21 protein-coding genes and 1 riboswitch are annotated in these 16,407 nt (G+C 68.7%); of the genes, 9 read left to right on the top strand and 12 right to left on the bottom strand.

The genetic code is table 11. From position 1 onward, the window contains the following. Window positions 1–70 precede the first annotated feature (70 nt). The 3 genes from Q8Q77_RS16145 to Q8Q77_RS16135 are packed head-to-tail and all read left to right on the top strand — an operon-like array spanning window position 71 to window position 1,404. Window positions 71–295, top strand: coding sequence for a F0F1 ATP synthase subunit C (locus Q8Q77_RS16145; RefSeq protein ID WP_254834544.1), 225 nt, complete (start codon window positions 71–73; stop codon window positions 293–295). Between the two features lie 20 nt (window positions 296–315). Further along, window positions 316–909, top strand: a complete 594-nt coding sequence (locus tag Q8Q77_RS16140; RefSeq protein ID WP_305584670.1) for a hypothetical protein — start codon at window positions 316–318, stop codon at window positions 907–909. Between the two features lie 3 nt (window positions 910–912). After that, window positions 913–1,404 carry an ATP F0F1 synthase subunit B gene (locus Q8Q77_RS16135; RefSeq protein WP_305584668.1) on the top strand — a complete coding sequence of 164 codons (492 nt, stop codon included), beginning with the start codon at window positions 913–915 and terminating at the stop codon, window positions 1,402–1,404. A gap of 59 nt (window positions 1,405–1,463) precedes the next feature. Here the strand turns inward: Q8Q77_RS16135 and Q8Q77_RS16130 are convergent, their stop codons facing one another. The 7 genes from Q8Q77_RS16130 to Q8Q77_RS16100 form a co-directional block, all read right to left on the bottom strand. Then, complete coding sequence (locus Q8Q77_RS16130; protein WP_305584667.1) at window positions 1,464–1,700, bottom strand: PGPGW domain-containing protein; 237 nt, start codon at window positions 1,698–1,700, stop codon at window positions 1,464–1,466. Between the two features lie 205 nt (window positions 1,701–1,905). Next, window positions 1,906–3,486 carry an aminomethyl-transferring glycine dehydrogenase subunit GcvPB gene (gcvPB, locus tag Q8Q77_RS16125; RefSeq protein WP_305584666.1) on the bottom strand — a complete coding sequence of 527 codons (1,581 nt, stop codon included), beginning with the start codon at window positions 3,484–3,486 and terminating at the stop codon, window positions 1,906–1,908. After that, a complete protein-coding gene (gene gcvPA / locus Q8Q77_RS16120; RefSeq protein WP_305584665.1) occupies window positions 3,483–4,829 on the bottom strand; it encodes an aminomethyl-transferring glycine dehydrogenase subunit GcvPA in 1,347 nt (448 codons plus the stop codon). The genes gcvPB and gcvPA overlap by 4 nt, the downstream gene beginning before the upstream one ends. Before the next feature lie 5 nt (window positions 4,830–4,834). After that, on the bottom strand, window positions 4,835–5,200 hold the full coding sequence (gene gcvH / locus Q8Q77_RS16115) for a glycine cleavage system protein GcvH (RefSeq protein WP_305584664.1): 366 nt from the start codon (window positions 5,198–5,200) through the stop codon (window positions 4,835–4,837). Window positions 5,201–5,214: 14 nt separating this feature from the next. After that, on the bottom strand, window positions 5,215–6,327 hold the full coding sequence (gene gcvT, locus Q8Q77_RS16110; protein WP_305584663.1) for a glycine cleavage system aminomethyltransferase GcvT: 1,113 nt from the start codon (window positions 6,325–6,327) through the stop codon (window positions 5,215–5,217). 170 nt (window positions 6,328–6,497) lie between these two features. Further along, a riboswitch (glycine riboswitch) is annotated at window positions 6,498–6,593 on the bottom strand. A gap of 56 nt (window positions 6,594–6,649) precedes the next feature. Beyond that, complete coding sequence (gene argS, locus Q8Q77_RS16105) at window positions 6,650–8,434, bottom strand: arginine--tRNA ligase (RefSeq protein ID WP_305584662.1); 1,785 nt, start codon at window positions 8,432–8,434, stop codon at window positions 6,650–6,652. Continuing rightward, on the bottom strand, window positions 8,431–9,108 hold the full coding sequence (locus Q8Q77_RS16100; RefSeq protein WP_305584660.1) for a Tat pathway signal sequence domain protein: 678 nt from the start codon (window positions 9,106–9,108) through the stop codon (window positions 8,431–8,433). The genes argS and Q8Q77_RS16100 overlap by 4 nt, the downstream gene beginning before the upstream one ends. A 128-nt stretch (window positions 9,109–9,236) precedes the next feature. Between Q8Q77_RS16100 and ispH the strand changes: the two genes are divergently transcribed. Then, entirely contained in the window at window positions 9,237–10,196 is a 960-nt protein-coding gene (ispH, locus tag Q8Q77_RS16095; RefSeq protein WP_305584659.1) for a 4-hydroxy-3-methylbut-2-enyl diphosphate reductase, read from the top strand. Here the strand turns inward: ispH and Q8Q77_RS16090 are convergent. Further along, window positions 10,193–10,420 carry a hypothetical protein gene (locus tag Q8Q77_RS16090; protein ID WP_305584657.1) on the bottom strand — a complete coding sequence of 76 codons (228 nt, stop codon included), beginning with the start codon at window positions 10,418–10,420 and terminating at the stop codon, window positions 10,193–10,195. The two genes, ispH and Q8Q77_RS16090, sit on opposite strands and share 4 nt — an antisense overlap. An 86-nt stretch (window positions 10,421–10,506) precedes the next feature. Between Q8Q77_RS16090 and thrB the strand changes: the two genes are divergently transcribed. The 3 genes from thrB to Q8Q77_RS16075 all read left to right on the top strand — a co-directional run bounded on the left by thrB (window position 10,507) and on the right by Q8Q77_RS16075 (window position 12,480). Beyond that, the gene (thrB, locus tag Q8Q77_RS16085; protein ID WP_305584655.1) at window positions 10,507–11,472 is read left to right on the top strand and encodes a homoserine kinase; all 966 of its coding nucleotides are present in this window, start codon (window positions 10,507–10,509) and stop codon (window positions 11,470–11,472) included. Further along, on the top strand, window positions 11,469–11,912 hold the full coding sequence (gene rnhA / locus Q8Q77_RS16080; protein ID WP_305584654.1) for a ribonuclease HI: 444 nt from the start codon (window positions 11,469–11,471) through the stop codon (window positions 11,910–11,912). Before thrB ends, rnhA begins: the two co-directional genes overlap by 4 nt. A gap of 88 nt (window positions 11,913–12,000) precedes the next feature. Beyond that, window positions 12,001–12,480 carry a MarR family winged helix-turn-helix transcriptional regulator gene (locus Q8Q77_RS16075; protein WP_305584653.1) on the top strand — a complete coding sequence of 160 codons (480 nt, stop codon included), beginning with the start codon at window positions 12,001–12,003 and terminating at the stop codon, window positions 12,478–12,480. Here Q8Q77_RS16075 and Q8Q77_RS16070 read toward each other — a convergent pair. The 3 genes from Q8Q77_RS16070 to Q8Q77_RS16060 are packed head-to-tail and all read right to left on the bottom strand — an operon-like array spanning window position 12,440 to window position 14,342. Beyond that, window positions 12,440–12,898 carry an NfeD family protein gene (locus Q8Q77_RS16070; RefSeq protein ID WP_305584652.1) on the bottom strand — a complete coding sequence of 153 codons (459 nt, stop codon included), beginning with the start codon at window positions 12,896–12,898 and terminating at the stop codon, window positions 12,440–12,442. The genes Q8Q77_RS16075 and Q8Q77_RS16070 overlap by 41 nt on opposite strands. Window positions 12,899–12,902: 4 nt before the next feature. Beyond that, on the bottom strand, window positions 12,903–13,886 hold the full coding sequence (locus Q8Q77_RS16065) for an SPFH domain-containing protein (protein ID WP_305584651.1): 984 nt from the start codon (window positions 13,884–13,886) through the stop codon (window positions 12,903–12,905). A 30-nt stretch (window positions 13,887–13,916) separates the two neighbouring features. Then, window positions 13,917–14,342: a TIGR02301 family protein gene (locus tag Q8Q77_RS16060; RefSeq protein WP_305584650.1), complete on the bottom strand. Its 426-nt coding sequence runs from the start codon at window positions 14,340–14,342 to the stop codon at window positions 13,917–13,919. 105 nt (window positions 14,343–14,447) lie between these two features. On the opposite strand from Q8Q77_RS16060, the gene Q8Q77_RS16055 reads away from it, so the two are divergent. Beyond that, complete coding sequence (locus Q8Q77_RS16055) at window positions 14,448–14,975, top strand: YbjN domain-containing protein (protein ID WP_305584649.1); 528 nt, start codon at window positions 14,448–14,450, stop codon at window positions 14,973–14,975. Window position 14,976: 1 nt separating this feature from the next. Here Q8Q77_RS16055 and Q8Q77_RS16050 read toward each other — a convergent pair whose 3' ends face one another. Next, window positions 14,977–15,894, bottom strand: a complete 918-nt coding sequence (locus tag Q8Q77_RS16050) for a LysR family transcriptional regulator (RefSeq protein ID WP_305584647.1) — start codon at window positions 15,892–15,894, stop codon at window positions 14,977–14,979. A gap of 111 nt (window positions 15,895–16,005) precedes the next feature. Here Q8Q77_RS16050 and Q8Q77_RS16045 point away from each other — a divergent pair. Further along, window positions 16,006–16,407: pirin family protein (locus Q8Q77_RS16045; protein ID WP_305584646.1), on the top strand; the 402-nt coding region annotated here is incomplete at its 3' end.

Below are 16,407 nucleotides of genomic sequence, written 5' to 3'. Positions count from 1 at the left end.
CTATCTCAACGAGGTCGTGAACTTCGGTCACGGCCACTAACCCAAGCTACTTCTCAAGAGGACTATTCAAATGGAAGCTGAAGCCGCGAAGCTTATCGGCGCTGGCCTCGCCACCTCGGGCATGATCGGGGCCGGTATCGGTCTCGGCACCCTGTTCGGCAACTACCTGCAAGCCGCGATCCGCAACCCGGCGGCCGCCGCCAGCCAGCAGACCATGCTGTTCCTGGGCATGGCGCTGACCGAAACCATGGGCCTGTTCGCCTTCGTGGTCTCGCTGATCATCCTGTTCGCCTAAGCCTGCGACCGAGCGCCCCCATGGCGATGCAATCTCACGACGACGCAGCCGCGACGGGCCATGAGCCCGCCGCGCCCGGCCACGAGGTCGGGGCCGCGGGCGCTCACGAAGGTTCGGCGGCTGGACACGAGTCCAGCGGCCTGCCGCAGTTCGACTTCTCCCAGTGGCCCGGCCAGATCGCCTGGTTCCTGATCATGTTCTTCGCCGTGATGGCGTTCATGCGCTTCTTCGCGACGCCGAAGCTGGGCGGGACCATCGAGGCCCGCGACGGCAAAATCACCGGCGATATCGCCGATGCTCGCCGGATGAAGGACGAAGCCGACCTGCAGGCCCAGACCGCAGCCGCCGAAGCCGCCCAGGGTCATGCCCAGGCGCGCAAGGTGGCGGCCGACGCCCGGGCCAAGGCCCAGGCCGAGATCGCCGCCCGACTCGGCGAGGAAGAAGCCAAGCTGGCGGTCATCGCCTCCGAAGCCGAGGCGCGTATCGCCAAGGCCCGGGACGCGGCGATGGCAAATGTGGCGTCGATCGGCGGCGAAGCTGCTCAGGCGATCGTTGCGAAGCTCACCGGCAAGGCTGTCACCACGGCCGAGCTGGCCGCCGCGGCGAGGGGATAAACGATGGAACTTCTGATCGACGGCCACTTCTGGGTCGGGGTCGCCCTCGTCGTGTTCCTGGGCGTCCTGGTGATGGCCGGGGTGCACAGGTTCGCCTGGAAGGCCCTCGGCGACGCCGGGGCCAAGGTCCAGGCGCAGCTCGACGAAGCCGCCGCCCTGCGCCGTGAGGCCCAGGTTCTCCTGGACAATATCAAGGCTCAGCGCGAGGCGGCCGAGAAGGCCGCCGCCGAGATGCTGGCCAACGCCCAGGAAGACGCCAAGCGGATGGCGGTCGAGGCCCAGGCCAACCTGGCCGAGCAGATCAAGCGCCGCGCCGCCCTGGCCGAACGCAAGATCGCCAGCGCCGAAGCTCAGGCCCAGGCCGAGGTCAAGGCCGCGGCGGCTGAGCTCGCCGCCCAGATGGCCGAGAATGTCCTGGTCCGGCGCCTGGCCGGCGCCACCAGCGATCCGCTGGTCGACGGCGCGATCAAGCAACTGGCGACCAAGCTGCAATAGCTCTCGCCACTAGCAGACAAAGAAACGGCGGGCCTTGCGGTCCGCCGTTTTCGTTTGGACTATTCGGCTGGGGCGGGCTGGGGCCGCCGGCGGCGCAGCAAGCGGCGCAGCGGCGAGATCACCCGCGGGTGGGCGTGATGCAGGCGAACGAAGTGGCGCCGCGCCTTGAACGAGTTGCGCAGGACGATCATCAAGCCGACGACGATGACCGGGATGCCGCCGGGACCCGGCACCGGCGCGATCAGGACGCCGGCCAGCACGACCACCGCGCCCAGGACGACCAGCCCAAAGCGCACGAGTCGCGCCGCGAAATCGCGGTTAGCGGCGTCGGGCGCGCGAGGAGCGCGCATGCTGGGCATGGCGTAGGACACGTACGTTCAACCTGGGTGTTGCGCCCGCGCGCCGTTCTTGGGGAGGACCGGCGGTCGAGCTCACTGGGATATGAGAACGTACTAGGGAGTCGTAAAGACGACCCTGCAGTTAAATTTCGTCCATTCGCTGCTATTCGGCTGCAATCGGCGCCGGAGACACACTTGCCGGCTCGGGGCGCCACGTCAGACGCGGTTTCCGGGCCGCCAGGGTCTCGTCCAGCCGCCGCAGGGGCGCGAGGTAGGGCGCCCCCTTGAACCGATCGACATCGCCCGCTTTGGCCGCCTGGGCGAGAACCGTCAGGGCGTGGCAGAATCTGTCGAGCTCCTGCTTGGATTCCGTCTCGGTCGGCTCGATCAGCATCGCCCCGTGCACCACCAGCGGGAAGTACATGGTCATCGGGTGGAAGCCCTCGTCGATCATCGCCTTGGCGAAGTCGAGCGTGGTGATGTCGGTGCCCTCCAGCCATGTGTCGTCGAACAGCGCCTCGTGCATGCAAGGGCCTTCGGGGAAGGCCGGGGTCATCGCCGCCGACAGCCGTGCCTTGATGTAGTTGGCGTTCAGCACCGCGTCCTCGGCGACCTGGCGCAGGCCGTCGGATCCGTGGCTCAGCATGTAGGCGTAGGCGCGCACGAACATGCCCATCTGGCCGTGGAAGGCGCTCATGCGGCCGAAGGCCTGGGCGGCCTCGCCTTGCGGTTCCTCGACCAGCTTGAAGCCCTCGCCGTCCGACACCACCCACGGGGCCGGCGCGAAGGGCGCCAGGGCCGCCGACAGCACCACGGGGCCGGCGCCCGGCCCGCCGCCCCCATGGGGGGTGGAGAAGGTCTTGTGCAGGTTGATATGCATGGCGTCGACGCCCAGGTCGCCCGGGCGCACCCGGCCGACGATGGCGTTGAAGTTGGCGCCGTCGCAGTAGAAGTACGCGCCCGCCTCGTGGGTCAGGCGACCGATCTCGATCACGTCGCGCTCGAACAGGCCGCAGGTGTTGGGATTGGTGACCATGATCGCCGCCACCTGCGGCGAGAGCTTGGCCGCCAGGTCGGCGATGTCGACCCGGCCGTCATCGGTCTGGGCGATCTCCACCACCGAATAGCCGACGAAGGCGGCGGTGGCGGGATTGGTGCCGTGGGCCGAGGTGGGGACCAGCACCGTGCGGCGATGACCCTGCCCCGCGGCCTCGTGGGCCGCCTTGATGCAGAGCAGGCCGCACAGCTCGCCGTGGGCGCCGGCCTTGGGCGACATCGCCACCGCCGGCATGCCGGTGAGCGTCTTCAGCCAGTGGGCCAACTGATCGATGAGGGCGAGCGCCCCCTGGGTCGTGGCCATCGGGGCCAGGGGGTGCAGGTCGCCGAAGCCCGCCAGCCGCGCCACCTTCTCGTTGAGGCGCGGATTGTGCTTCATCGTGCACGAGCCCAGCGGATAGAGCGCCAGGTCGATGGCGTGGTTCTTCTGGCTGAGCCGCACATAGTGGCGCATGGCCTCGGGTTCTGAGAGCCCGGGCAGGCCGATCGGCGCGGTCCGCACCAGGTCGCCCAGGTCGGAGGCGTCGTGCTCGGCCGGGGCGAGGTCGACGCCGGTCTTGTTCCAGCCGTCCATCTCGAAGATCAGGGCCTCGTCCTGCAACAGGCCGCGGGCCCCGGTCAGGGACTGGTGCGACGTCTCGGCGAGCGCCTGCGGCCGGGTCGGGCGGCCCACATTGAGCATGGTCATTGGCCGGTCCTCCGGGCGAGGGCCGCGGCGAAGGCGGCGATATCCTCAGTGGTGGTGGTTTCGGTGGCGGCGACCAGCAGGACGTCGTCCAGGCCGGCCTGCGGCGCCAGGCGAGAGAACGGCACCCCGGCGACGATCCCGTCGGCCAGCAGGGCCTCGACCACAGCCGCGGCGTCACCCTTCAGCCGGATGGCGAACTCGTTGAAGAACCGCGGCGTGAGGATCTCGACGCCCTCGACCTTGGCGAGCGCGTCGCGCAGCTCCCGGGCCTTGGAGTGGTTGAGCTGCGCCAGCTCGCGCAGGCCCCGCTCGCCCAGCAGCGACAGGTGGATCGTGAAGGCCAGCGCGCAGAGGCCCGAGTTGGTGCAGATGTTCGATGTCGCCTTCTCGCGGCGGATGTGCTGCTCGCGGGTCGAGAGCGTCAGCACGAAACCGCGCCGGCCCTCGGCGTCCACCGTTTCGCCGCAGAGGCGGCCGGGCATCTGGCGGACCAGCTTCTCGCGGCAGGCGAAGAGGCCGACATAGGGGCCGCCGAAGTTCAGGCCGTTGCCGATCGACTGGCCCTCGGCCACGGCGATGTCGGCGCCCATCTCGCCGGGCGACTTCAGCAGGCCGAAGGACACGGTCTCGGTGGTGACCACGATCAGCAGGGCGCCGGCGGCGTGGGCGGCCTCGGCGATCTTCGTCACGTCGGTGACGACGCCGAACACGTTGGGGGTCTGGACCACCACGCAGGCGGTCTCGGCGTCGATGGCCTCGATCACCGCGGCCTCGGCGTCGATGGCGGCCGGCAGGCGGGTGATGTCCATGCCCTCGGCATGGGCGATGGTCTGGGTGGTGGCGGCGTAGTGGGGATGCAGGCCGCCGGAGACCACCGCCTTCTTCCGGCGCGTGACCCGCTGGGCCATCATCACCGCCTCGGCGCAGGCGGTGGAGCCGTCGTACATCGAGGCGTTGGCGACATCGAGGCCGGTCAAGGCGGCGACCTGGGTCTGGAACTCGAACAGCACCTGCAGCGTGCCCTGGGCGATCTCGGGCTGGTAGGGCGTGTAGCTGGTGAGGAACTCCGAACGCTGGATGACGTGGTCGACGGTGGCCGGCACGTGATGGCGATAGGCGCCCGCCCCGCAGAAGAACGGCCCGGCGCCGGCCGGACGGTTCATGGCCGCCAGGGCCGAAAGCGCGCGCTCAACCTCCATCTCCCCCGCGTGGAGCGGCAGGTCGAACAGGTCGGCCTTGCGGGCCACGGCCGGCACGTCGGCGAACAGGTCGTCGATGGCGCCGACGCCGATGACGCCCAGCATCTCGGCGCGGTCGGCGGGGGTGAGCGGGAGATAGCGCATGGGTCTTACAGGGTCCCCAGGAAGTCTTCGTAGGCGGCGCGGTCCATCAGGGCCTCAAACTCGGCCTTGTCGGCGATCTTGATCTTGGCGAACCAGCCGGCCTTTTCGGGCTGGTCATTGACCGTCTCGGGCGCGTCGGCGAGGGCGGCGTTGCCCTCGACCACCTGGCCGGAGATCGGGGCATAGACGTCGGAGGCGGCCTTGACGCTTTCGACAACCGCCAGGCCGTCACCGGCCTTCACGGTCTTGCCGACCTCGGGGGTCTCAACGAACACCACGTCGCCGAGCTGCTCGGCGGCGTAGGCGGTGATGCCGATGGTGGCCACGTCGCCCTCGAGGACGACCCATTCATGGTCCTTGGTGAAACGCATCTGGGCGGTCCTCTTCAGAGCTTGCGGATATAGCGATGGGGAACGAAGGGCATGGCGGTGACTTCGGCGGCCTGCGGCTTGCCCCGGACGATGACTTTCAGCTTCGTCCCGGCCGCGGCGAGCGTCGGGGGGACGAAGCCCATGGCGATGGGCTTGCCGAGCGACGGCGAGAAGCCGCCGGAGGTGACCACGCCCACCACGTTTCCGGCTTCGTCAGCGATCTCGGCGCCCTCGCGGGCCGGGGCGCCTTCCAGCACGGTGAGGCCGACGCGCTTGCGGCTGACGCCCTCGACCAGCTCCTTGGCGATGCGGGACGCGCCCGGGAAGTCGCGGGCGTCGCGGCGCTTCTTGGAGATGGCGAAGCCCAGGTCGGCCTCGATGGGGCTGACGGTCTCGTCCACGTCGTGGCCATAGAGCGGCAGGCCGGCCTCCAGGCGCAGGCTGTCGCGGGCGCCCAGGCCGATGGGCCGCACCCGCTCGTCGGAGCACAGCAGATTCCAGACTCGCTCGGCCTCGGCGGCCGGCACGGAGATTTCGTAGCCGTCCTCGCCGGTATAGCCCGAGCGCGAGACGATGACGTCGGTCCCGAAAGCCTCGAACGAAGCCGAGTCCATGAAGACCATCGTGGCCGCCCGCGGCGCGTGGGCGGCCAGCACATCGGCGGCCTTGGGGCCCTGCAGCGCGATCAGGGCGCGGTCCTCCAGGCGGTCGATCCGCACCTGGCCGGCCAGCTCGTTGTCGATGACTTTGAAATCGTTGTCCTTGCAGGCGCCGTTGACCACCACGAACAGGCCGTCGTCGTCGGGCCGGGCGGCCATCAGGTCGTCGATGATCCCGCCCTTCTTGTTCAGCAGGACGGAATAGCGCTGCTTGCCGGGCTTCAGCCCGATGAAGTCGCCGGGCGTGACCTCCTCGAAGGCCGAGAGCGGCGAGACCCCGCGCAGACGGGCCTGACCCATGTGCGAGACGTCGAACAGGCCGGCGTTCTCCCGGGTCCAAAGATGCTCCTTGAGGACCCCGTCCCTGTACTGGACGGGCATGGAATAGCCGGCGAAGGGCACCATGCGCGCGCCCGCGGCGATGTGCGCGGCGTTGAGCGGCGTGGTCTTCAGGGTTTCGTCGGACAAACTCGGACTCCGGCTGATGATTCCGCAGGCGCACGGGACCAGTTCCCGTAACGCTTGCGCCCCCGCTGTCCCTGATACCTGAGAGATTTAGAGCCCTCCGCGCTGCGGACGGCCCCTTTGCTCCTTCGGCGAGCGCCCTCGAACGGGAGCGCCTACTTTCCAGCGTTCATCAGCTCGTCGCGGTCCTTTTGCCTGAGCGTTTCCGGGGCGGTTGCGCCTTCGGCTCCGGGGCCTCGAAAGGTCCCGATCTCTCCCGCGAGAGTCGAGGCGGAACCTGTTCGAACAGGTCGCCCAAGTCAATGCGCCAAGTGGCGCGGCCGGCCTACATCCGGTCGGGCGCCGCGATCCCCAGCAGGTCCAGCGCCTGCTCAAGCTGGCGCAGGGTCGTCCCAGCCAGGGCCAGGCGCGAGGCCCGCACCACGGGTTCGGCGCTCATGATCGGGCAGGCGGCGTAGAACTTCGAGAAGGTCTGGGCCAGCTTGTAGGCGTGCTCGGCCAGGAAGTTCGGCGCCTTCTTGTCGTAGGCGTCGACCAGCGCCTGGTCGAAGGCGTCCAGCAGCAGCACCAGGTCGCGCTCGGCCGGTTCGGAGACCGTGATCTCGCCGGCGACCACGCCCTCGTCGGCCGCCCGGCGCAGGATCGATTTCACCCGCACCGCTTGATAGAGTAGGTAGGGGCCGGTCTTGCCCTCGAAGCTGGAGAAGCGGTCCAGGTCGAAGACGTACGAGGTCCCACGGAAGTTCTGCAGGTCGGCGAACTTGAGCGCCGCCACGGCCACCTTGTGAGCGGTGTCCTCGAAGGCTTCCGGATCGAGCTCGGCGCCCAGACCCGCCTCGTGCAGGCGTTCGCGCGCCTTGTCGCGGGTCATAACGATCATGTCGTTCAGCTTCAGCACCCCGCCCTCGCGGGTCTTGAAGGGCTTGCCGTCGGTCCCGTTCATGGTGCCGAAGCCCACGTGCTCCAGCTGGCCCTCGGCCACGTAGCCGGCGATCTGGGCGGCGCGGAACACGATCTCGAAATGGTCGGCTTGGCGCTGGTCGACCACATAGAGCACGTGGTCGGGCCCGAAGCTCTGGTTGCGGTCGACGATGGTGGCCAGGTCGGTGGTGCCGTACATGGCCGATCCCTCCGACGAGACCACCAGCAGCGGCGGCAGCTCGCGCTTGTCGCCCTGGCGGGTAACGCGGATGATCCGCGCGCCCTGGTCGTCGACCAGCAGGGCCTTGGCGTCCAGTTCGGCAACCATGGGGGCGATCAGTTCGTCGACATCGCTCTCGCCCTTCCAGAGGTCGAAATCGACGCCCAGCGCGTGGAAGTCGCGTTCCAGCGCCACCTGGGTGACCTTGGCGAAGTGCCCCCACAGCGCGAAATGTCCAGGCTTGCGGGCCTGCAGTTCGGCGGTGAGCTTGCGGGCCCGGTCGCGATAGTCGGGCTCGGTCTTGCCGCGCGCGGCGGCCTCTGGATAGAGCCGGTCGAGGTCGGCGAGGCTGACATTGGCCTCGAAGATCGTGACGGCCTTCGCCTCGTCGCCGGTTCCAGCGTTGAGGCCGTCGACCGCGTCCCGCACGGCGACGTTCTCATCGGTGACCGCCCCGATCAGCAGCCCCATCTGGTAGCCCCAGTCGCCGAAGTGGGCGTCGCCCACCACGGTGTCGCCCCGGAACCGATAGATGCGCTTGATCGATTCTCCGATGATCGACGAACGCAGATGACCCACATGCATCGGCTTGGCCACGTTGGGGCCCGCATAGTCGACCAGGATCTTGCGCGGCGCGGCGACCAGCTCACCGCCCAGGCGCGGATCGGCGGCGATCTCGCGGGCGCGTTCCGAGATGGCGGCGTCGCTGAGCTTCAGGTTGATGAAGCCCGGGCCGGCGATCTCCACGGCGCTCAGGCGCGGATTACCGGCGAGGCCCGCGGCGACTTCAGCGGCGACCTCACGGGGATTGCGGCCCGCGCGCCTGGCGGCCGGAAGGGCGCCGTTGCATTGGAAATCGGCGAGGTCGGGCCGGTCGGACGGCGTCACCCGGCCAAGCTCGGCCGGCAGACCCGCGGCGGCGAAGGCGGCTCCGACCGCTTCGCTCAGGCCCCGTTTCAGATCGCTCATGGACGTTCGGCGGAGCCCGCGACCGTCGTGCCGGCGTTCACCCGGAACCTCTTGCCGTCACGGTTGAAGGCGGCCATCTGCGGCGTCACGTCGAAGCCCACCAGAATCTCGAAATTGCCGCCGCTGGTGGTGGCGCTGGCGCGCGGAATGGTGATCTGGGCGATTTCCTCGGTGGCGTAGATCCGGTCCTGGCCCGCGGCGAACTTCACCGGCAGATCGAAGTACTGCTTGGTGATGATGCTGTCGTTGCGCTTGGTCACCGCGATCCAGTAGCGGTAGTTCTTGGAATCGCCGGTCGCCTGCGGGCCCTTGCCCAACTCGAACAGCACTTCCATCATCACCTTGATCGGCTCGTCGTCCTTGTACTGGCAGCCCGCCGAGATGCCCTGGATCTCACCCGAATAGGCCACATTGGCCGAGGCCTCGCGGCCTTCCTTGAACTCCACGAAGCGCGCGGCGTCGTACAGCACCTTCACATAGGGACAGGGGCCAGCGTTACGCAGCGCGGGCAGCGGCGCCTGGACGTCGCTCCACTCGCTGTCGCGCTTCTTCTTCTTCGCCGCGTCCTGCTCTTGGCGCTGATCCTCGCTGGGACGGCGTTGGGCGGCGGCAAGCTCGGGAACCGCGGTGACGGCCAGGGAGAGGCCGGCGGCGAGCAGAAGGGAACGGCGCATTGGGGATCGTCCAAACAAGAAGGGCTAAGGGCCGTCTCCGGCCCCCGCGGTCGGTCTCCTACTAATGGCTATCGATTGAGGCCGCAACGCGGCTGGCGGCGGACAGCGCGAGCCCCTAGTTTGTCGCCATGCTGCAAGAGCCCCGTCCCCGCCGCCCGCTCAAGGTCCTGCTGGCCACGCCGCGCGGATTCTGCGCGGGCGTCGACCGCGCCATCCAGATCGTCGAACGCGCCATCGAGAAGTACGGAGCCCCCGTCTATGTGCGCCACGAGATCGTCCACAACCGCCATGTGGTCGACCGGCTGACGGCCCTGGGCGCGGTCTTCGTCGAGGAGCTTTCCGAGTGCCCCACCGACCGGCCGGTGGTGTTCTCCGCCCACGGCGTGCCCAAGTCGGTGCCGGCCGAGGCCAAGGGCCGCCAGATGCTCTATCTCGACGCCACCTGCCCGCTGGTCTCTAAGGTGCATGTGGAGGCCCAGCGCCACTACGACTCGGGCCGCGAGATCGTGCTGATCGGCCATGCCGGTCATCCGGAGGTGGTCGGCACAATGGGCCAGCTCCCGGAAGGCGCCGTGGCCCTGATCGAGACCGTCGAGGACGCCCGCGCCTTCACGCCGAAGAACGCCGCCAACGTCGCCTTCGCCACCCAGACGACGCTGTCGGTGGACGACACGGCCGAGATCGTCGCGGCGCTGAAGGAACGCTTCCCTGAGATCTCCGCGCCGCACAAGGAAGACATCTGCTACGCCACCACCAACCGTCAGGACGCGGTCAAGGCGGTGGCGGCCCTGGCCGACGTGCTGCTGGTGCTGGGCTCGGCCAATTCGTCGAACTCGGTGCGGTTGGTCGAGGTGGCGCGGCGTTCCGGCGCCCAGACCGCCCACCTGATCGACGACGCCTCGGGCCTCGACCTGGCCTGGCTGGACGACGCATCCACCGTCGGGATCACCGCCGGCGCCTCGGCGCCCGAGGACCTGGTGCAGGGCCTGATCGACCGCCTCGCCGAGGCATTCGACGTCACGGTCGAGACTGTCGACACGGTGCGCGAGACCGTCAGCTTCAAGCTGCCGCGGGCGCTGGCGAGCTAGGTCTCCAGGGCCTGGAAGGTTTTATTGTATCGCTTGAGGAAGGCGCGGCCGCGGCCGGCCCGCACCTCGTGGTCGATGTCGAGTTCGACGTTGGCCGCCACGCCATGGGGCGTCCGTTCAACGTGGATGATGTCGCCGACCTCGATCTTCAACGCCAGGCGAGTGTCTTCGTCAAAGACGACCACGACATCGGGCCCTCTTTGCTCAAGCTTCAATGCGATCATTGCGAGCCTCCAACGCCGGCAATCTAGCATGAAGCATCGGATGGCGTCTTGACCGCCCGCTCGGCCTCCCCCATCCCGGCGCCTGCATGGCCGTCTACACCGACATCACCGACGAAGAGCTGACGCAGCTCCTGTCCGACTTCGACCTCGGCGCGCCCGTCTCGCTGAAAGGCGTGGCGGAGGGCGTGGAGAACTCCAACTTCCTGTTGGAGACTGAGATCGGCCGCTACTTCCTGACGATCTACGAGAAGCGGGTACGCGAGGCGGACCTGCCTTTCTTCCTGGGACTCATGCACTGGCTGGCGGACCGCGGCTTTCCCAGCGCCACCCCCATCCTCGACCGAAGGGGCGAGACCCTCAAGCGGGTGCGCGGCAAGCCCGCCGCTATCATCAGCTTTCTGCCGGGGCTGTCAGTGCGCCGCCCCACCGCCGCCCACTGCCGCGAGGCGGGCGCGGGTCTGGCCTGGCTGCATCAGGCGGCCGAAGGCTATCCAGGCCGGCGGGCCAACGACCTGGGCCAAGCGGCCTGGACGGGAATGTTCGAGGGGCTTGCGGGCGACGCCGAGGCGCTGAAGCCCGGTCTGGCCGCCACGATCCGCGCCGACCTGAAACGCATTGCGGCGAACTGGCCCGCAAATCTGCCCAGCGGCGTGATCCACGAGGACTACTTCCCCGATAACGTCTTCTTCCAGGGTGGGCGGTTCGCCGGCGCCATCGACTTCTATTTCGCCTGCGTCGATGCGCTCGCCTACGATATCGCAGTGGCCCTGAACGCCTGGTGCTTCGAGCCGGATGGCAGCTTCAACATTACTTCAGCGCGCGCGCTGATCGGCGGCTACGAAAGCCGCCGGCCGTTGTCGGACGCCGAGCGCGCCGCCCTGCCGGTCCTGGCGCACGGCGCGGCCATGCGCTTCTTCCTGACCCGCCTGCACGACTGGGGGGCGACGCCGGCCGGCGCCCTGGTGCGGCCCAAGGACCCGCTGGAATATGAGCGCAAGCTGGCGGTCCATCGCGCCGCGCCCGACCTCGTGCTGTTCGGAGACCCCGCGTGACGCCCCAGGTGGTGATCTACACGGACGGCGCCTGCTCGGGAAATCCCGGCCCCGGCGGCTGGGGCGCGGTGATGATCTCCGGCGACCATGCGCGCGAGATCTGCGGCGGGGAGCCGGCCAGCACCAACAACCGGATGGAGCTGATGGCCGCCATCCAGTCGCTGGAGGCGCTCAAGAAGCCCTGCAAGGTCGAACTGCACACCGACAGTACCTATGTGATGAAGGGCATTTCGGAGTGGATCCATGCCTGGAAGAAGCGCGGCTGGATGACCGCCGACAAGAAGCCGGTCAAGAACGACGACCTGTGGAAGCGCCTGGACACCGCGCGCCTCCGACACGAGGTGACCTGGCGCTGGGTGAAGGGCCACGCTGGCCATGAGCTCAACGAACGCGCCGACGCCCTGGCCCGCAAGGGTCTGAAAGAGGCCCTGCCGGCCTGACGGCTCTAGGGAACAACGTTCCGCCAACCCTTGACAGTTCAGCTCCGCACCACCATCTCGTTCAAGGTTGAACGAATGGAGCTCCGCCATGTCGCCGTCCCTGCAGGATCGCCCGGATGTGGCGGTGTTCAATGAGATCGGGATCATCGAGCATCTCATACGCCATGCGGTGATCGATCACCTGCCGCCCGGCGTGACCTACGCCCACTTCGAGATGCTGCTGAACTTCACCCGGCTCGGCGACGGCCAGACGCCGGCGGAACTCGCCCGGACCATGATGATGACCAAGGGCGCCATCACCAACATCCTGCAGAAGATGGAGGCCATGGGCCTGGTCTGCGTGCTGGCCGACGTGAACGATCGCCGCAAGAAGCGCGTGCGGCTGACCAGGGCCGGCGCCCAGGCCTATGAGCAGATCCTGCGCGACATGAAATGGAAAATGGACGCCTTGCGCGAAGGCTTCACGGACAACGAGTTCCGCCAGGCCCTGCCGTTCCTGCGTTCGCTGCGGACCTTCCTCGAGGAGATCAGCGAGCAGCCCGAACCCGAAGCCTCGTTCCACCGCTGAGGCCGATCACCTCGACGTCGTCGCCTGCCTTGAGGCTGTCGCCCTCGTCGAGCTCGGCGGCCCATTCCTTGCCGTCGATGAGCACCCGGCCTGCGCCGCCCGCGAAGGCGGCGGCGGCCTTGCCGCGATGCCCGACCAGGCGAGCGACGTTGTCGTTGATGTCCGCGCTCTCCCCGCCGCGCTGGGGCCAGAACCGGCGGGCCAGCAAGGTGGATATGACGGTCAGCCCGGCGAAGACGGCGATCTCCAGGGCGGCAGGGTTGAGGACGCCGCTGAGCAGTCCCACCACCCCCGCCGAAGCCGCGGGCCACATGAGCCAGCCGGTTCCGGTGGACACCTCGACCGCCAGGATCGCCATTCCCAGGGCCAGCCAGACCCAGATCGCGTGGTCGGCGTAGACTTGAGTCAGGACGTCCATGGCCTCAGGTCCCCGTCGGCGGGACAGCCGGACCGCGCGGACGCGGGGCCGGCGGCGGAGCGGCCGGGCGATGCGGCGTGTCGTCGGTCTTGATGAACTTGACCAGCTCTCCGACGCCGGCCAGCGAACCGACCAGGGCCGACATCTCCGCCGGCACGATCACCGTCTTCTGGCTCGGGCTGTCCGCCAGCTTGGCGAAGGCCTCGACGTATTTCAGCGCAACGAAGTAGTTGATGGCGTTGACGTCGCCGCGGGCGATCGCCTCGGACACCATGGCCGTCGCCTTGGCCTCGGCCTCCGCTGCGCGTTCGCGGGCCTCGGCGTCGCGATAGGCGGCTTCGCGGCGGCCCTCGGCCTCCAGGATCGCCGCCTGCTTGGCGCCCTCGGCGCGGGCGATGGCGGCGGCCGTCTCGCCGTCGGCCTCGGTGATCACCGCGCGACGTTCGCGCTCGGCCTTCATCTGCCGGGCCATGGCGTTGGTGATGTCGGGCGGCGGCATCAGGTCCTTGATCTCGATCCGCGCCACCTTCACGCCCCAAGGACCGGTGGCCGCGTCGATCACGTGCAGCAGGCGGGTGTTGATCTGGTCGCGCTGGGACAGCACCTCGTCCAGCTCCATGGAGCCGACCACGGTGCGCAGATTGGTCATGCAGAGCTGGGCGATGGCGTAGTTGAGGTTGTCGACCCGATAGGCGGCCGCGGCGGCGTCCATCACCTGGATGAAGACGATGCCGTCGACCTTCACCACCGCGTTGTCCTTGGTGATGACCTCCTGCTGGGGCACGTCGAGCACCTGCTCCATCATGTTCACCCGCCGCCCGACGCTCTCGATGAACGGGGTCAGGAAGGCGATGCCCGGCGACAGGGTGCGGGTGTAGCGGCCGAACCGCTCCACCGTGTACTCGCGACCCTGGGGCACGATCTTGATGGCGGCGAACAGGATCACCAGCGCCAGCACCAGGAATACGATTGAAGCGGTAAGCTCCATGACAACCTCCCCGTGAGTCCGGCGCAAACCTTAACGCGGGCGGGCGGGCTCCGCCATGTCCGTCGGCGGCTCGGGTTCGACGACCGGAACGGCGACCTTGGCGCGGGCCAGACGCGCCGACAGGTCGCGCCCGCGGCCGGCGACCACGGCCTGGGCGCGGCGCACGGCCGGGACACAGCGCGGATACTCGCCGCGCCGGAAGAGGAAGCCGGCGTTGAACCCTTCCTTGATCTGGCGATCGAGGGCGGCGTCGGGCTGTTCGGCCTCGACCATACGGATCATGCGGTTGCGCCAGTACTGGTCGCCGGCCCCGGAACAGGCCTGGCGCAGGGCGTGGCTCTCGCCCAGCACATAGGCCAGCTCCGCCAGGGTCTGATGCAGGTCGGGCGTGCGTTCCTGGGCCAGGACAGGCAGGGGCGCGAGGGCTAGGGCGAGCACGGCGAACATCGAACGCATGGGCCCAGTTAAGGCGGGCGGCGAAGGCTTGTCACCCGCCGGGGCCTCGCCCGCCCTATTTCCGTCTGCTAGCCAGGGGACATGAGTGGCCCTGGAGCCCATCCGATGCGCCTGATCCTGTTCGCCGTCCTGGCCGCTCTGACCGCCGGACCATCCCTGGCCGCCCCGGCGAAGCCGGCGCCCGCCAAACCGGCGCCGCCCAATGCCGCCTTCGACGCCCGCGACCCCGCCGCCGTGGCCGCCGTGCTCGACAGCACGGGCGCCAAGGCCGAACGCGCCAAGAGCGCCGGCGGCCGGGTCGCGTTGAAGGTGGTCACGCCCGGCGGCGGCTTCGGCGCGCAGTTCGCCAATTGCGACGCCAAGGGCAAGGCCTGCGCCGGGGTCGCCTTCTCCACGGGCTTCGGCCAGCGGGGCCCGACGCTGGCGCACATCAACCTGTTCAACCGCACCCAGTTCGCCTGCCGGGGCTTCCTGGCCGAGGACGGTCAGCCCACTGTCATGTACTCGACTCTCCTCACCGCCCGGATGTCGTCGGACGACATGAAGCAGCACCTGGGGATCTGGCAGGGCTGCCTGTCGGCCTTCGCCGAATTCGCCCGCGATCCGGTGGGGTTCCTCGCCTCGACGAGCTAGGTCAGGCGCCGGTGGACCAAGCCGCTGCCGACAGCCGCTCCACCAGGAACTCGGACAACACCTTCACCCGCGCCGGGCGCAGGCGGCCGGGCGGGCTGACCAGGTGCAGGGCCGGCCGCGGCGGGCTCCAATCGCACATCACCGCCTCCAGCCTGCCCTCCAGCAAGTCGCGCCAACAGATGAACTCCGGCTGCAGGGCGACGCCCAGACCGGCTCGCAGCGCGGCCCCCAGGGCTTCGGCGTTGTTGACCCGCATCTGGCCGGCGACGGTGACGGCGTAGTCCTCCTCCGCGGCGTGGCTGAACCGCCAGACCTCCGGGCTCTCTACGTTGGAATAGGTGAAGGCCCGGTGGTGGGCGAGGTCGCGCGGATGGGCGGGCCGCCCATGGGCTTCGAAATAACCTGGCGCGCCCACCAGCATGACCCGCACCTCGCAGATCCGCCGGGCCAGCAGCGAAGAGTCCGCCAGGCGGGCGATGCGGACGGCCAGGTCGTAGCCCTCGGCCACCAGGTCGATCTTCTCGTCGGCCAGGTTGAGGTCGATGGACACCTCCGGATAGCGGGCGAGGAAGTCCGGCAGGATGGGCGCCAGGTGCAGCAGGCCGAACGACATCGGCGCGGCCAGCCGCACCAGTCCGCGCGGGATCGACGACTGGGCCGCGGTCTCGGCCTCGACCGCCTCGCCCTCGGAGAGGATGCGGTTCGCCCGCTCCAGGGCCGCGCGGCCGCTCTCCGTCAAGGACAGCCGCCGGGAGGTCCGGTGGAACAGGCTGGCGCCCATGCGCGCTTCCAGCCGGCTGACCGCCTTGGAAACGGTCGCCTTGGAGAGGTCCAGTTCATCGGCGGCGCGGGCGAAGGCGCCGGTCTCGGCCACCTTGGCGAACACCGCCCAGGCCTCGAAGTCGGGGAGTTTCGACATGACGTTTTCCGAAACGATCTGTTTCTATCGTTTCTATTTCGAAACACCGGAGAAGGGCTACTTCTATCTCAACAGCGGCGCTCACCCATGGAGCGTCCGGGAGACAGACCGATGATCGACCATCGACCCTTTGAAACCCTCGGCGGCGCCAACCACGGTTGGCTCGACGCCAAGCACCACTTCTCGTTCTCCGACTACCACGACCCCAAGCGCATGAGCTGGGGCGCCCTGCGGGTCTGGAACGACGACAAGATCGAACCCAATTCCGGCTTCCCGCCGCACCCGCACGCGAACATGGAGATCATCACCTATGTGCGCACCGGGGCGATCACCCACCAGGACAGCCTGGGCAACACCGGCCGCACCGAGGCCGGCGACGTCCAGGTGATGAGCGCGGGCACGGGCATCCGTCACGCGGAGTTCAATGTCGAGCCGGTGGCGACCACGCTTTTTCAAATCTGGATCCTGCCGACCAAGGCCGGCGGCGAGCCCTCCTGGGGGGCGCGGCCCTTT

The organism is Phenylobacterium sp., assembly GCF_030698145.1.
GTDB lineage: Bacteria > Pseudomonadota > Alphaproteobacteria > Caulobacterales > Caulobacteraceae > Phenylobacterium.
Note: the sequence above shows the minus strand (reverse complement) of the source record. Positions and strands in the feature narration are given on the sequence as shown.